At 60.9% G+C, this 14,403-nt stretch carries 9 protein-coding genes and 3 pseudogenes; 8 read left to right on the top strand and 4 right to left on the bottom strand.

The features are described from left to right. Positions 1–8: 8 nt before the first annotated feature. The 4 genes and pseudogenes from A2G06_09855 to A2G06_09840 all read right to left on the bottom strand — a co-directional run bounded on the left by A2G06_09855 (position 9) and on the right by A2G06_09840 (position 5,521). Positions 9–343 (bottom strand): annotated as a pseudogene (locus tag A2G06_09855) (anti-anti-sigma factor). 107 nt (positions 344–450) lie between these two features. Continuing rightward, complete coding sequence (locus A2G06_09850; GenBank protein ID ANA40543.1) at positions 451–3,699, bottom strand: stage II sporulation protein E; 3,249 nt, start codon at positions 3,697–3,699, stop codon at positions 451–453. Then, positions 3,696–3,953: a hypothetical protein gene (locus A2G06_09845; protein ANA40542.1), complete on the bottom strand. Its 258-nt coding sequence runs from the start codon at positions 3,951–3,953 to the stop codon at positions 3,696–3,698. Before A2G06_09845 ends, A2G06_09850 begins: the two co-directional genes overlap by 4 nt. Next, complete coding sequence (locus A2G06_09840) at positions 3,938–5,521, bottom strand: kinase (protein ANA40541.1); 1,584 nt, start codon at positions 5,519–5,521, stop codon at positions 3,938–3,940. Before A2G06_09840 ends, A2G06_09845 begins: the two co-directional genes overlap by 16 nt. Before the next feature lie 283 nt (positions 5,522–5,804). Between A2G06_09840 and A2G06_09835 the strand changes: the two genes are divergently transcribed. From A2G06_09835 to A2G06_09800, 8 genes and pseudogenes are all read left to right on the top strand, one after another. After that, positions 5,805–7,526: a hypothetical protein gene (locus tag A2G06_09835; protein ID ANA40540.1), complete on the top strand. Its 1,722-nt coding sequence runs from the start codon at positions 5,805–5,807 to the stop codon at positions 7,524–7,526. Next, a complete protein-coding gene (locus A2G06_09830; GenBank protein ID ANA40539.1) occupies positions 7,523–9,139 on the top strand; it encodes a peptide-binding protein in 1,617 nt (538 codons plus the stop codon). Before A2G06_09835 ends, A2G06_09830 begins: the two co-directional genes overlap by 4 nt. Position 9,140: 1 nt before the next feature. Then, positions 9,141–10,119, top strand: a pseudogene (locus A2G06_09825) (diguanylate cyclase). Positions 10,120–10,122: 3 nt separating this feature from the next. After that, entirely contained in the window at positions 10,123–10,971 is an 849-nt protein-coding gene (locus A2G06_09820; GenBank protein ANA40538.1) for a peptide ABC transporter permease, read from the top strand. Positions 10,972–10,998: 27 nt separating this feature from the next. Then, positions 10,999–11,529, top strand: a complete 531-nt coding sequence (locus tag A2G06_09815) for a hypothetical protein (GenBank protein ID ANA40537.1) — start codon at positions 10,999–11,001, stop codon at positions 11,527–11,529. 23 nt (positions 11,530–11,552) lie between these two features. Further along, complete coding sequence (locus A2G06_09810) at positions 11,553–12,347, top strand: peptidase M48 (protein ANA40536.1); 795 nt, start codon at positions 11,553–11,555, stop codon at positions 12,345–12,347. A gap of 2 nt (positions 12,348–12,349) precedes the next feature. Next, positions 12,350–13,227, top strand: a pseudogene (locus A2G06_09805) (ATPase). Between the two features lie 198 nt (positions 13,228–13,425). After that, entirely contained in the window at positions 13,426–14,403 is a 978-nt protein-coding gene (locus A2G06_09800; GenBank protein ANA41646.1) for an acetyl-CoA synthase subunit gamma, read from the top strand.

The raw sequence follows: 14,403 nt of genomic DNA, 5'->3' as shown, positions 1-14,403 counted from the left end.
GCTCACTCCTAGAAGTTTTCCACTGCTTCCGCCGTGGAGCCGAATATTTCAAATACCCGGTGGAGCCGGGTCAATTCGAACATGGATTTGACCTGGGGCTGGAGACTGGTGAGTTTCAGGCTCCCCTGATGGGAGATTGCGTTTTTGAAACCGGATACCAGGCTCCCAGGCCGGAGCTGTCGATGAACCGCACGTCGGTCAGGTCCACGAGGATGTTCTTCGTCCCCGCCGCGAAGAGTTCCTGCATCTTTGTCTTGAGGTCGTTGGAGTTATGGGCGTCGAGCCGCTCCTCGCGTACGAATATGATGAGAATGTCGTTTTTCGTCTCGATTTTCAGGTTCATGGTCCGCTCCTTGATATATCAGTCCTTCATTCTGAAAGACCTTCATGGTGATCTTCAGAAGCTATCTTACACTAATTAGGCCTCCCACGCTCACATTTTCATGAAATTCACCCTTCCAGGATCTTGAGGACAACCATGGAGACGTCGTCATCAAGGACGTTGTCGCTGCTGAACGATTCGACCTCCGCAAGGATGACGTCGATAATGCCGTCGGCACTCTTGTCGCTGTTAGCTGACAGGAGCTTGCAGAGCCTTGAAGAACCGAAGAATTCCCCGTCAGGATTCCGGGCCTCCGTAATGCCGTCGGTGTAGAGGAGAACCACGTCGCCGGGCCGGAGCTCAATCTGTTTCTCTTCGAATTCAACCTGGCGCTTCACGCCCAGGATGAGCCCTTCTGCGTCGAGCTCCATGCACGAGGCGCGGCCATCTCGGAAAACAAGCGGCGGATTGTGCCCCGCGTTCGCATAGGAGAGCAGGCGGCGACGGGTGTCGTAGCGGATGTAGAACATGGTGATGAAGAGTTCCGCCCCGGAGAGGTCGTCGTGGAGGAGCTCGTTAAGGGTTTCGAGAATTTCGCAGACCGTGCGGTCGGAGCGCGCCTGGGCGCGCAGCACGCTGCGGGTTTCCGCCATTATGAGAGCTGCGCCGACGCTGTGGCCGGAGACATCGGCAATGACCATGTCCGCCCCGGATTCTCCGTGCTGGAAATAGTCGTAGTAGTCTCCCCCCACATGGGTGGCCGGCTTGCACCGGCCCGCCACGGCCATGCCCGGGAGCGCCGGGGTGGCCGAGGGGAGCAGCGAGATCTGGATCTGCTTGGCGATTTCCATCTCCTTGACCACTCGCGCATTCTCCAGAAGAATCCGCTCCTTCTCTTCCCGTTCGCGATCCCTTGCCTCCATCTCCATGACGATCTTAACCGCCTGGGCCAACTGGCCGGCAAGGCTCTCCAGAAGGTTCAGGAAGGGTTCGTTGAACAGGCCGACAATGGTTCTGGAGAAGACGGACAGGATCCCGAAGGGGGGTTCCCCTTTGCGGGAGATGGGGATGTGGGCAAAGGACTTGATCCCTTCCTTCTGCATCAGTTCCCTGGTGAGCGGCTTGGTCATGTACTGGGTGTCGTTCACGAACTGGAGCCGGTTGCTCAGGAACGCCTCACCGATGTAGGTTTCGATCTCCGGTTCCCAGTCTTTCCCGGCGATGCCGGCAATCCCCTTGCCGCTGTAGCTGCGGACCCGCAGCACTCCCTGTTCGTCAACCAGTCGAATGATCGCCAGGTCGAGCTTGAATTCCTTCAAAAGCAGGTTGAGGAGATCGTCCATGATGATCTGCAGGTCAAGGGTCCGGTTCATGAGCTCGGAGGCCCGGAGCCGCACGTAGAGCGCTTCGCGGCTTTCGGCCAGCGATGCCTGAACGGTGCTGAATATGTCGTAGACCGGCTCCATGCGCGAACCGAGGTCAGAAAGATAGCTCTCCACAATGGCGCCTGCCGCGGCTGCCCCCACGGAGCCGGCAAGCGTTTTTTCCGTAAAGCGTTTCAGCTTGGGCAGCTCGAACTCCGAGACCCCTCCCTGGGCGTCGATCTCGCGCGAACCCACATACTCGGTGATTGCCGCGTGGGCTTGCTGTTCGCCGATGAACTTGGACATGAGATTTACGAACTGCATGATGGTCACCGGCTTCGACATCCGTTTGGTTTCCCAGGGGACGCCGTTCTTCCTGGCCGTGAATACGTCGACGAATTTCCGCACCTGCTCCTTTTCCCGGTCTTTCTGGTGAAGGACGATGGACAGGGTCAGGTATCCCCCGATATTGAAGAGAAGGCTCCAGAAGAGGGAATGGGTCCAGATGTCGAATCCTGAGAGGCCGAAGAGCTCCGTCGGTTTGAGCAGGGCCACGCCGAAGGGGCCCTGATCGAGAATGGAGCGGGGGAGCCAGCCGGACATGATGATGGACGGCAGCAGCAGGGTATAGAACCAGAAGATGAAGCCGAGCACGATGCCGGTCAGTGCGCCGGCTTTGTTGCCCCTGCGCCAGTAGAGTCCCCCCAGGAGAGCAGGGCCGAACTGCGCCGCGGCAGCGAAGGAAATGAGCCCCATGTTCACGAGCATGAACGTTTCGCCCACCACGGTCTGGTAGATATAGCCGAGAAAAATGACGACAAAGATGCAGAGCCGTTTCAGGTTGATGAGCATGGTGGGAAACCAGGAGCGAGGCCTGAGCTTCACCACGATGGGCATCAGGAGGTGGTTGAGGAACATGGTGGAGATGGCGACCGATTCCACGATCACCATGCCTGCGGTAGCCGAAAAACCTCCCAGAAAGGCCAGGAGTGCCAGCCAGGAATGGCCGGCCTGCAGGGGGAGGGTAAGCACGAAAAAGTCGGCGCCCATGACGCCGCCGGTCTGAAGTATTCCGCCCAGGGCAATGGGCATCACGAAGATGTTTATCAGGAACATGTAGGCGGGAAAGAGCCACATGGCCTTCTTGATATGATTCTCGTTCGAATTTTCGATGACCGTCACGTGAAACTGGCGGGGGAGCAGCATGATGGCAGCCATGGAAAGGTACAGCGTCGTGAACCAGTGGGCATGGGACATTGCGGTGGTCCCCCCCAGGGTGGTCAGGTTATCCAGCAGGGTGCCCCGGGCATCGATGCGGGAGAAGATGTCGCCGAAACCGTTGAACAGCCCGTAGGTCACGTAAATGCCCACAGCCATGAAGGCCACGAGCTTGACGATGGATTCCACGGCAATTGCGGCGACCAGCCCCTCGTGGCGCTCGGTGGAATCCAGCTTGCGGGCGCCGAAGATGACGCTGAAGGCGCTCAGGATCACCGCGGCGAAGAAGTTGGTGTGGAGCGAAACCGGGTAGTTCGTGTGCAGAAGCGGGAGCTGGACGTAGGGGTACCCGCAGATGATGTCGAAGGTGGTTGAGACCGCCTTGAGCTGAAGTGCAATGTAGGGCATGATCCCCACGGTGGCGATGACCGTGACCACGGCGCCGAGCCACTGGGATTTCCCATAGCGGGAGCTGATGAAGTCGGCGATGGACGTGATGTTGTTTTCCTTGCAGATCCGCACGATCTTGCGCAGTAAAAACCACCAGGAGAATGCGACCAGGGTGGGCCCCAGATAGACGGGCAGAAAGTCGATCCCCGTGGTCGCGGCCTTGCCGACGCTGCCGTAGAACGTCCAGGACGTGTGATAGACGGCAATGGAAAGGGCGTAGACCAGGGGATTGGCGATAATGCTCCGTCCCTCTTCCCTTTTCTTGTCGGCGTAATAGGCCACCGTGAAGAGGAAGACAATATAGAGCAGTGATATGCCGACCACCAGTTCGATGCTGAGGATCAACGGCGATCTCCTTCGTCGTGGTCGTCGTCGGGAAGGTCAATGGCCTTGGTGAAGAGGTAGATGACAAGGATGGAAACCGCCCACCCGGCCTGGAAATAGAGGTAAAGCTGCGGAATGTGGAAGATCCGCCACGGCTTGTTGAATATCTGGATGAAGGGATAATTCATCATGATGATTCCCAGCACGAAGAAGATCACCCATGATTCCCTGAGCCTCAACCGCTTGAGGATGGCGCCGTTCAGCTTTTTCCACATGGAAGCAGCTCCAGTCCGTGGAGCACCGCGTCAACCATGGCTGACGCGGCGCCCGACGTGTCGATGCGCAGAAGGGTCCCCTCCCGGTCCGACGGGGGATCGAATCCGTCTTTTTGCCGGAGGTAGACCTCCCAGGTCCCGTCCGAGGGCTCGTTCCGGTCTTTCTGCCGCGAGTCGAGCCGCCTGCGGATCGTCGGCTCGGGGCAGACCGCATGCAGGATGACGAACGGCGTCCCGGCGTTCCGGGCCAGGGTCCCGAACCGGGCCCGGTCGGCGCGCCGGCGGAAGGTGGCATCCACAATGATGCTGTGGCCGCCCCCAAGGGCGGCCCGCGCCCGGCGCTCCAGTTCCCCGTATGTTCGCACCGAAGCCCGGTCCGTGTAAATCCCTGTGCCGTAACCTTCACCCGGACGATCCGTGGGACGCAGTCCTGCAAGCTCCTTTCTTACCACATCGGAGGAGACGATTTCCAGCCCCAGGTCCAGGGAGAGTTCCCTTGCCAGACTGCTTTTCCCGGAACCGGTCAGTCCGCAGGTAATGAACAGGGTCGGCGGAAGTCCCGGCCTCACCGTATAACCCCGTGCCAGCCGGAAGTAGCGGGATGCCCGTGCCGCCGCGGCCTGCTTTTCGTTCTCCGGAATCTGCGGATCCGCGAGCCGCATGCTCTCTACCTTGCCCCGGACAAAGGCCCGATACACCTTGTAGAAGTCGATCACCTCAACGACGCTCGCGTCGTTGGTGATCCGCGTGTACTCGTCAAGAAAAGCGGCTCCCAGGTCAGGCCGGAGGACGAAGTCGAAGTCCATGAGCAGGAACGCGATGTCTGCCGCGGTGTCGCCGTAGCGGAACCGATTGTTGAATTCGATGCAGTCGAAAATGCAGACTCCGCCGTCGGCGCCGAGGCAGATATTTTCCATGTGGATGTCGCCGTTGCCGTCGCGGATGCGGCCTGCCCCGACGCGCGCGGCAAAGAGGCCGGCCCGCTCGGTCATGAACCGTTCCACCCATTCCCTTATGAAACCGTGATCCCGCGCACTCAGGGTGATGCCGCAATAGGGAAGGGTCTGCTGGAAATTCTCCGCCCAGTTGGCTTCAATGGTGTCCAGGCCGCCGAACGTGTCTATTTCCGGGCTTTGTTCCGCCTCCAGGTGAAAGATGCCGACAACGCGCGCCACGGCCCGGACCTCCGGTTCTCCGGCCAGGCCCGCGGAAAGCAGCCGGTCGAACATGCGGTCCGCCGGCAGCCGCTTCATTTTGACAGCATAGTCGATGACCCGTCCATCGCCGACGAACGCGGCACCTGCCGGGGTTTCGCGGACTTCTGCCACGCCGAGATAGATGTCGGGGCAGAGCCTGCGGTTGAGGCGAACCTCCTCCTCGCAGTAGAAACGGCGCCGATCCAGGGTCGAAAAGTTGAGGAAGCCGAAGTCTACGGGTTTTTTCACCTTGTAGGCGAAGTCATCGGTGAGAAAAATGTACGAGACGTGGGTCTGGACCAACTCCACGGATCCGGTTGGATCCGGGTAGGCGGAGGGTTTCAGCAGTGACCGGACGTGATGTTGTTCCATACCGCTTCCATGGGAAGAAAAGTAATGTCAATAATACCACAAAACCCGGTCCGCGCAAGGCTCCGGAGCCCAGAGAAACATTTGACGGTGTGGGGTTAATGTGCTAGCTTTCTTCCTGGGTTGCAGGCATGTTTCCTCCGGCGTCGACTGTCTTTAGGGGCGGTGCGGATCACGACTTAAGGATCATTCCACGACAACGGAATCCATTGTGTGGCGAGCGGGGCTTCGACTGCCCCCGTCCGTTGTCGCGTGCCCGCGACCGACCGTCACGGCAGGTGTCTCCATGAATATGACAACCGTTGCAGCGCTCTTGGCTCTTTTCCTTGCTATTCCCGGCTGCGCTACCAGTGGGACGGTAGGAACGCCTCACGCCAACGAGGCGAGTTTCACGCCGACCGTAGACATCGCCGGGTCGCGTGCCCTGTACATCTATGCCAGATCACGGCTGCAGTTGCTGGAAGGAGACGTGGAGGGCGCCCTCACGCTGCTCAACGGAGCCATCGAAGCCGATCCGGGCTCTGCGTATCTCCATACCGCGGTTGCTGAAATCTACATGAAGACGGGGCGCGCCGAAGACGCGCTCAGGGCGTGTGAGAACGCCATCCGGCTCGACCCCTCGTTTCGCCAGGCCAGTCTGCTGGCAGGTGCCATTCTGGCAAGCCTCAAGCGCGACAGGGAGGCGGTTCCCCACCTGGAAAAGGCCATCGAGCTCGATCCTTCCCGGGAAGAGGCCTACGTCCATCTGGCCGTATCCTACCTGAAGCTGTTCGAGTACGAGAAGGCGGTGGACACGCTCAAGTCCCTCGTCAAGGTCAAGCCCGACTCGTCCCTCGGCTATTATTACCTGGGCAAAACCTATGATCAGATGAAGCTCCAGAAGGAGGCCGCCAACTATTACAGGAAGGCCATTGAGCTGAAGCCGGACTTCGAGCAGGCCATCATTGAGCTGGGAATCGTCCAGGAGGGGATGGGGCTTCACGATGACGCCATCGCCACCTACAAGGGCCTGCTGGATATCAATCCCTTCAACCTGAACGTCCTGCAGCACTTGGTCCAGCTCTATCTCCAGCAGCAGCGGTTCGACGATGCGCTGCCCCTTCTCCGGGGCCTCAAGGAGAAGGGGGTCGGCGGGCTGGAAACATCCCGCAAGATCGGCCTCATCTACCTTGAGAGCGAGAAGTACGACGAGGCCATCGCCGAATTCCGCGAAATTCTGGAGCGTGAGCCCAATGCCCTGCAAATCCGCTTCTATCTGGCGACCGCCTATGAAGAAAAGGAAGAATACGGCCGGGCGCTGGAGGAGTTCGGCCGGATACCTCCCGGCTCCTTTAACTATTTCGAGGCAGTAGGGCACATGGCGTTCATCCACAAGGATATGGGGAATCCCGAAAAGGGGATTGCCGTCCTGAAGGATGCCATTGCCGCATACCCGAGCCATCTGGAGCTTCACCTCTATCTGGCTGGCCTATACGAGTCCCTCGACCACTACACCGAGGGCCTGGCGGTGCTGAAGGCGGTGGAAGGTGAGTTCGGGGGTGATCCGCGCCTGCACTTCCGCATGGGCACCCTATACGACAAGATGGGGAACAAGGACGAGTCCATTGCCAGGATGAAGAAGGTGCTGACCATCGCGCCGGATGATGCCCAGGCGCTGAACTACCTGGGGTATACCTATGCGGAGCTCGGCATAAAATTGGACGAGGCGTTGCAGTATCTCAGAAAGGCGGTTGAACTCCGCCCCAATGACGGGTTCATCCTCGACAGTCTCGGCTGGGTCTATTTCAAGCTGAAGCGTTATGATGAAGCCATACCGCTCCTGGAACGGGCGACAAAGCTCGTGGACGACGATCTCACCATCATGGAGCATCTGGCCGACGCCTATGCGGCCCGGCGCGAGCATCGCAAGGCCCTTGAACTCTACCGGAAGATTCTCGAAACGGAGCCCGGGCGCAAGGATATTATCGAGAAGAAGCGCAAGGTCAGGGGGGAGAGCCAGGAGAGATGACGTTGCGGTGGATCGGCTGCCTTCTTGCCCTGCTGCTGGTCGTATCGTGCAGCGGCGAAGACCGCGCGAGAGCCCCTGCCGTGCGCGGACCGGGCACGCCCGCTTACGGTGACGCCATCGTGGTGGGTACCATTGGCGAGCCGTCGAACCTGCTTCCCCTGCTGGCGTCCGACTCGGCATCCCACGAGGTGGCGGGCAATGTCTTCAATGGCCTTGTCCGTTACGACAAGAACCTGAATCTGGAGGGGGAACTGGCCGAGTCGTGGCAGGTTTCTCCCGACGGCCTCACCATCACCTTCCATCTCCGCAAGGGGGTGAAATGGCACGACGGCGTGGAGTTCACCTCCCGTGACGTGCTCTACACCTACCGGGTGACGGTGGATCCGAAGACCCCCACTGCGTATGCCGAGGATTTCAAGCAGGTTAAGACCGCCGAGGCACCCGATCCCTACACCTTCCGCGTTACCTATGCCAAGCCGTTCGCCCCTGCGTTGGCCTCCTGGGGGATGGGAATTCTCCCGGCTCATCTGCTGGAAGGGAAGGACATCACAAAGAGCGAACTCTCCCGTCGTCCCGTCGGAACCGGGCCCTACCGGTTCAAGGAATGGGTCGCCGGTCAGAAGATCGTCCTCGAATCCTATCACGACTACTACGAGGGCCGCCCGTACATCGACCGTTACATCTACCGGATCATCCCCGACAATTCCACCATGTACCTGGAACTCAAGGCAGGCGGCGTGGACTTGATGGGACTCTCGCCGGTCCAGTACGCCCGGCAGACGGATACCCCTGAGTTTCGCTCCCGCTTCGCCAAGTACCGCTATCCGGCCTCAGCCTACACCTACCTGGGATACAATCTGAAAAATCCGCTTTTTGCCGATCGTCGCGTGCGCCAGGCCATTGCCCATGCCCTCAGCAAGGACGAGATCATTCACGGTGTGCTCCTGGGGCTCGGCCAGGTGGCGGTGGGCCCCTTCAAGCCGGGGACCTGGGCCCACAATCCCACGGTGCGCGACCCGGGCTACGACCCGGTGCGGGCCAGTCACCTGCTTGCCGAGGCGGGGTGGCGCGCAACCGGGCCCGACGGCATCCTGATGAAGGACGGCAAGCCGCTGAGCTTCACCATTCTGACGAACCAGGGCAACGACCAGCGGCTCAAGACCGCCCAGATCATCCAGCGCCGGCTGCGCAAGGTCGGGATCGACGTGAAGATCCGGGTGCTGGAATGGGCGTCGCTCTTGACAAATTTCATCGACAAGCGGAATTTCGATGCCCTCATCATGGGGTGGACGATCCCCCAGGATCCCGATATCTTCGATGTCTGGCATTCGAGCAAGACCGGTCCCAAGGAACTGAATTTCGTCGGCTTCAAAAACGATGAGGTGGACCGCCTGATCGAGGAGGGGCGCCGCACCTTCGACCAGGAGAAGCGCAGGCGCTGCTACTGGCGCATCCAGGAGATCCTGGCCCAGGAGCAGCCCTACACCTTTCTCTACGTCCCCGATGCCCTGCCCGCGGTGAGCGCCCGGTTCAGGGGAATCGAGCCCGCGCCGGCCGGCATCATGTACAACTTCATCCGCTGGTACGTGCCGAAAGAAGAGCAGGTGCACTGACATGGCCGTTTACATCTTCAAGCGACTCCTGGCCATGATCCCGCTGCTGTTCGGGATCACCCTCATCACCTTCGTGGTGATCCGGCTCGCCCCCGGGGAGCCGGTGGAGGCCATGACCGCCATGAGCCCCAAGATCACCGCCGAGACCCGCGAGCGGCTCCGGGAGTTCTACGGACTCGACAAGCCGCTCCATGAGCAGTACGTGTCCTGGGTCGGCCGCATCGTGAAGCTCGACTTCGGCCGCTCCTTCGCCCCGGACAACCGGCCGGTGACCGACAAGATCGCCGAGAGGATCCCGGTGACCCTCTCCCTGAACATAATCGCCCTGATCCTGGAATTCGGCCTTGCCATCCCCATCGGCATCTTTGCCGCCACCCACCGGGACACCATCTATGACAAGGGCATAACCCTCTTCGTCTTTCTCGGGTTCGCCGTGCCGACCTTCTGGCTGGCGCTGCTGCTGATGTACTTGTTCGGGGTCAAGCTGGGATGGCTTCCCATTTCGGGGCTCCACTCCCTGGGGAGCGAGAACCTTTCACCCCTGGCATGGTTCGCGGATATGGTAAAGCACCTGGTGTTGCCCGTGTTCGTGGCAACTTTCGGCAGTCTGGCGGGGCTGTCACGCTACATGCGCTCGAACATGCTGGAGGTGATCCGCCAGGACTACATCACCACGCCCGGGCCAAGGGGTTGTCCGAGCGCGTGGTCATTTACCGCCACGCCCTGCGGAACGCACTGCTGCCCGTCATCACGCTTCTGGGTTTTTCCCTGCCTGGCTCATCGGAGGGAGTGTCATCTTCGAGACGATTTTCGCCATCCCGGGCATGGGACAGCTCTTCTATCAAGGGGTCATGGCCCGCGACTATCCGCTCGTCATGGGGATTCTCGTCATCGGGGCATTCCTCACGCTCATCGGCAATCTGCTGGCCGATGTCTGCTATGCCATGGCCGATCCGCGCATCCGGCACGGAAGGGGGTAGGGGATGGCCTTCCGCGACAGCTGGTTCCATACGGTCTTCTGGAAACGTTTCCGGCGCAACCGTTTCGCCCTGGCCGGCGGCATGGTTGTGGTGGTGCTCTTTGCAATCTCGTTTCTGGCTCCCTACATCACCCCCTGGGACCCGGACGCCATCGACGCCTACCGCGTCCTGCTCCCCCCGTCGGCCGAACACTGGTTCGGCACCGACGAACTGGGGCGGGACGTCTTTACCCGCGTTATCTACGGAGCCAGGATCTCGCTCAAGGTGGGATTCGTATCAGTAGGCATTGCCGTGATCATCGGCACGGTGCTCGGTCTGGTTTCCGGTTTCTACGGCGGGCTTGTCGATACGGTCACCATGCGGTTCGTGGACATCATGCTCTGCTTTCCCACGTTTTTTCTCATCCTCGCGGTGATCGCCTTTCTGGAGCCGTCCATCTGGTACATCATGGCCATCATCGGCCTCACGGGCTGGATGGGGGTGGCCCGGCTCGTGCGGGCCGAGGTACTGTCGCTGCGGGAGAGGGACTTCGTGCTGGCGGCCCGTGCCCTCGGCGCATCGGATGTGCGGATACTGTTCCGCCATATCCTGCCGAACGCCGTATCGCCGGTCCTGGTGTCCGCCACCCTTGGTGTGGCCGGCGCCATTCTCACCGAATCGGCCCTGTCCTTTCTCGGCATCGGGGTCCAGCCCCCCACGCCGAGCTGGGGCAACATCCTCACCTCGGGCAAGGACTACATCGAGTTCGCCTGGTGGCTTTCGCTGTTCCCCGGCGGAGCCATCCTGGTGACCGTACTGGCCTACAATCTGCTGGGCGAGGGGATTCGGGACGCCCTTGACCCGCGGGTCTGATCATTTTCACAAGCGAAAGGTGGTTGCATGACAACATCCTATTCACCGGCCGCCGAGCTTGAAGGCGAGCTCGTCATTGACAAGGCCGATTTCGTCATTACTTCGGTGGATGACGAGATCCGTGCCGACAACCTCTGCCGCAAGCTTCTCTCGCGGTTCTACTTTTCCCTGCTCGAACAGGGAGTTGATCCCCGGGAGGCCACCCTGCTCGCCAGCGGGGCCGACCATTTCGTCCGCGATTTCGTCGTGGGATTCATGCATCGCAGTCTTTTCGACGAGCAGCCGGGCATCGTCCGCCGGTTCGGGGGCAACTGGTACATCGTTCATACGGTGGAGCCCTCCATCGATGAGCTGGCGATCCACCTGGCAGGGGTGCGGGCCTTTTTCCGGTTCCTGTTGGAGCGGGACTTGCTGGACGGACTTTTTTTTGAGGAAATAGACCGCGAGTGCTCTGATCTCTCCTTTTATGAAGAGCGGATCAAGGCATTCTGGGCCATCGAAGGGGACGGTTATCTCGCCTGGGAGCGGGAGTGTTCCCTGAAATCAATTGTGAGCTGATAAACAAACCAAGGAGGATGGCTATGAAGGTGGCGAAATGGTTGCTTGGACCGCTGGTGGCCCTGGGTATCCTTGCCGGTTGTGCCACGAGCATGACCGACATCAAGGGTTTCAACATGATCTCCATCGAGCAGGAGAAGGAGTTGGGCAACAAGTTTGCCGCGGAAATCGAAAAGCAGCAGCAGCCCGTGAACGACCCGGAGGTCCAGCGCTACGTGGACAAGGTGGGCAGGCGGTTGCTGGCCGGCGCCCGTACCGTGGAATTCGACTATGTCTTCAAGGTGGTGAAGGATGACAGCGTCAATGCGTTCGCCATCCCGGGCGGGCGCGTGTATGTGCACACCGGCCTGCTGAAGGCGGCGGACAACGAAACGGAGCTGGCCGGCGTCCTGGCCCACGAGATCAACCATGCGGTCGCCCGCCACGGCACCCGTCAGATGACCCAGGAGTATGGCTATTCCCTGGTCCTTTCCCTTGTCCTGGGGGATAACCCCAACATGCTGGCGCAACTGGCCGGCCAGCTCTTCGGCAAGGCGGGCATGATGTCCTACAGCCGGGAATACGAAAACCAGGCTGATTTTCTCGGTGTGGAGACCATGTACAAGGCCGGATACAATCCCAACGGCCTGACGAGCTTTTTCCAGAAGCTGAACGCCATGGGCGGCGGCACCCAGAGTAACGTGGCCCGGTTCTTTTCGACCCACCCCCTCACGTCGGAGCGGATTCAGCGGGTCCAGGCCGAGATCGCCAAGCTTCCTCCCCAGCGCTACCTGACGGATGAGACGGAATTCAAGAACATTAAGGGGCGGCTGAAGTAACCATGGACACCGATTGGAGCAATCTCGCCGCCAGGCTGGAGCGGCTGCTCGAACGCTTTGAACGGATCATTGACCGCCATGATCCGGTTCTTCCCCGGGATCCCGCCTTTTTCGACGGAGCCATAGCCTTTCGCTGGCGCCGGTCGGGGGAGCGGGGCACGTTCGAGCCGGTGGCGCATCCCCATCTGCCCGATCCTGCCGATCTGGTGGGCATTGACCTGGTCCGCGAGGACCTGATCCGGAATACCGCCCAGTTCATGGACGGCTACCCCGCCAACAACGTCCTGCTGTGGGGTGAGCGGGGCACCGGCAAATCGACCTGCGTCAAGGGGATGCTCCGGCTGTTCGCGGACCGGGGGCTGCGGCTCGTGGAGGTCCAGCGGGACGACCTGACAAGCCTGCCGGCGCTCATTGCCGCCCTGAGAACAGTGCCGCGGCGCTTCATCCTTTTCTGTGACGACCTCTCCTTCGGTGAAGGGGAGGGCGGGTACCGGGAGCTCAAGGCCCTTCTGGAAGGCAGCATCGAGCAAAGCCGACGAATATTCTGTTCTATGCCACCTCGAATCGCCGCCACCTGCTTCCCGAGCGGATGGAGGACAACCTGGGCAGCGAGATCCATCCCGAAGAGGCCGTGTCCGAAAAGCTCTCCCTGGCCGATCGCTTCGGCATGGCGCTGGGGTTCTATCCGTTCAGCCAGGACGTGTATCTGTCCATCGTGGAGCGGTATGCGGAGAAATTCGGCCTCCCCGTGGAGCGGGAGGCGCTCCGGAAGGAAGCGCATCTGTGGGCCATGTACCGGGGGAGCCGGTCGGGACGCGCTGCCCGTCAGTTCATCGATGATCTTGCCGGGCGGCTCGGTGTCAGGCTCGATGACCTTTGACGGCCGCATGCGGAGCTATGGTTCATGGGTACGACCGTGAAAAACCATGACAAAGATGTTGGAGAAAGAGGCATGAGTCAGCCCGGACCCGACGTGGACCGCCCCCCCTGCTGAGGTCCCAGGACGCCCGCGGTCAGCGGGGCCATTGACGAAAAGGTGCCTGGTTTCCTCCGCTGGGTCGATACCCCTGCGGGGCGCGTGCCGGCCATCTCCGCGCAGTTGACGGCGCGCGACACCCTCGGAGCCTGGCAGGCCCGCTGGGGTATCGGACGCATGTCGTACCTGGTACCGCCCGGTGTTTACGCCATCGGCGCTCCCGGCCCCGGCGACCCGGTGGTGGTCACTGCCAACTACAAGATGAGCTATGATATCGTCCGCCGGGAACTGGCCGGCAGAGACATCTGGCTCCTGGTCCTGGAAACCCACGGCATCAATGTCTGGTGCGCTGCCGGCAAGGGAACCTTCGGCACCGACGAGATCGTCAAACGCATCACCCTCACCGGCCTGCCGCTGCTCGTGAGCCATCGCACGCTGCTGCTGCCCATGCTGGGGGCTCCCGGCGTGGCTGCCCATCTGGTGCGGCAGCGAACCGGCTTTCAGGTCAGGTATGCCACCATCCGGGCCGCAGACCTGCCGGCTTATCTCGATAACGGCATGACAGCGACGCCTGCCATGCGGCAGCTCACGTTCACGACTGCCGAACGGCTCGTTCTCACCCCCATCGAACTGGTTGCCGCCTGCACATGGGGTCTGCCCGTCCTGGCCCTGGTCGTCCTGGCCGCGGGATTTTCAGGCGGAGCCTTCTCGCCGGGGAGGGCGGTTCCTGCGGCCATTGCCTGGGTGGCGACGATCGTGACCGGAGCCGTTGGCGCTCCATTTCTGCTGCCATGGCTTCCCGGCCGAAGCTTTGCCGTGAAGGGGGCATTGCTCGGCCTAGTGCTCTCCGCCCTCCTTGCCTGGTTCGGACGAGGCATTGTTTCCTTTCATGAGGCTGCAGCTCTCTTTTTTATTGCCCCTGCCGTCTGCTCGTTCCTGGCCCTGACGTTTACCGGAAGCACGCCCTTTACCTCGCGTTCGGGCGTCAGGAAGGAGATGCGGGTTGCCCTTCCCATCATGACCGCCGCGCTCGTGGCCGGTCTTTCGTCATGGCTGTTCGGCGGTTTCCTGCCGTTTTGA

Origin of the sequence: Geobacter anodireducens (assembly GCA_001628815.1) — a bacterium.
In the GTDB taxonomy this organism is placed as follows: domain Bacteria; phylum Desulfobacterota; class Desulfuromonadia; order Geobacterales; family Geobacteraceae; genus Geobacter; species Geobacter anodireducens.
This window is presented reverse-complemented; position numbering and strand designations above follow the sequence as displayed.

Coding starts and splice junctions, on each gene's coding strand:
- A2G06_09845 (ANA40542.1), bottom strand. CDS start 3,953: ATGTGGAAAAAGCTGAACGGCGCCATCCTCAAGCGGTTGAGGCTCAGG.
- A2G06_09815 (ANA40537.1), top strand. CDS start 10,999: ATGACAACATCCTATTCACCGGCCGCCGAGCTTGAAGGCGAGCTCGTC.
- A2G06_09835 (ANA40540.1), top strand. CDS start 5,805: ATGAATATGACAACCGTTGCAGCGCTCTTGGCTCTTTTCCTTGCTATT.
- A2G06_09840 (ANA40541.1), bottom strand. CDS start 5,521: ATGGAACAACATCACGTCCGGTCACTGCTGAAACCCTCCGCCTACCCG.
- A2G06_09830 (ANA40539.1), top strand. CDS start 7,523: ATGACGTTGCGGTGGATCGGCTGCCTTCTTGCCCTGCTGCTGGTCGTA.
- A2G06_09820 (ANA40538.1), top strand. CDS start 10,123: ATGGCCTTCCGCGACAGCTGGTTCCATACGGTCTTCTGGAAACGTTTC.
- A2G06_09810 (ANA40536.1), top strand. CDS start 11,553: ATGAAGGTGGCGAAATGGTTGCTTGGACCGCTGGTGGCCCTGGGTATC.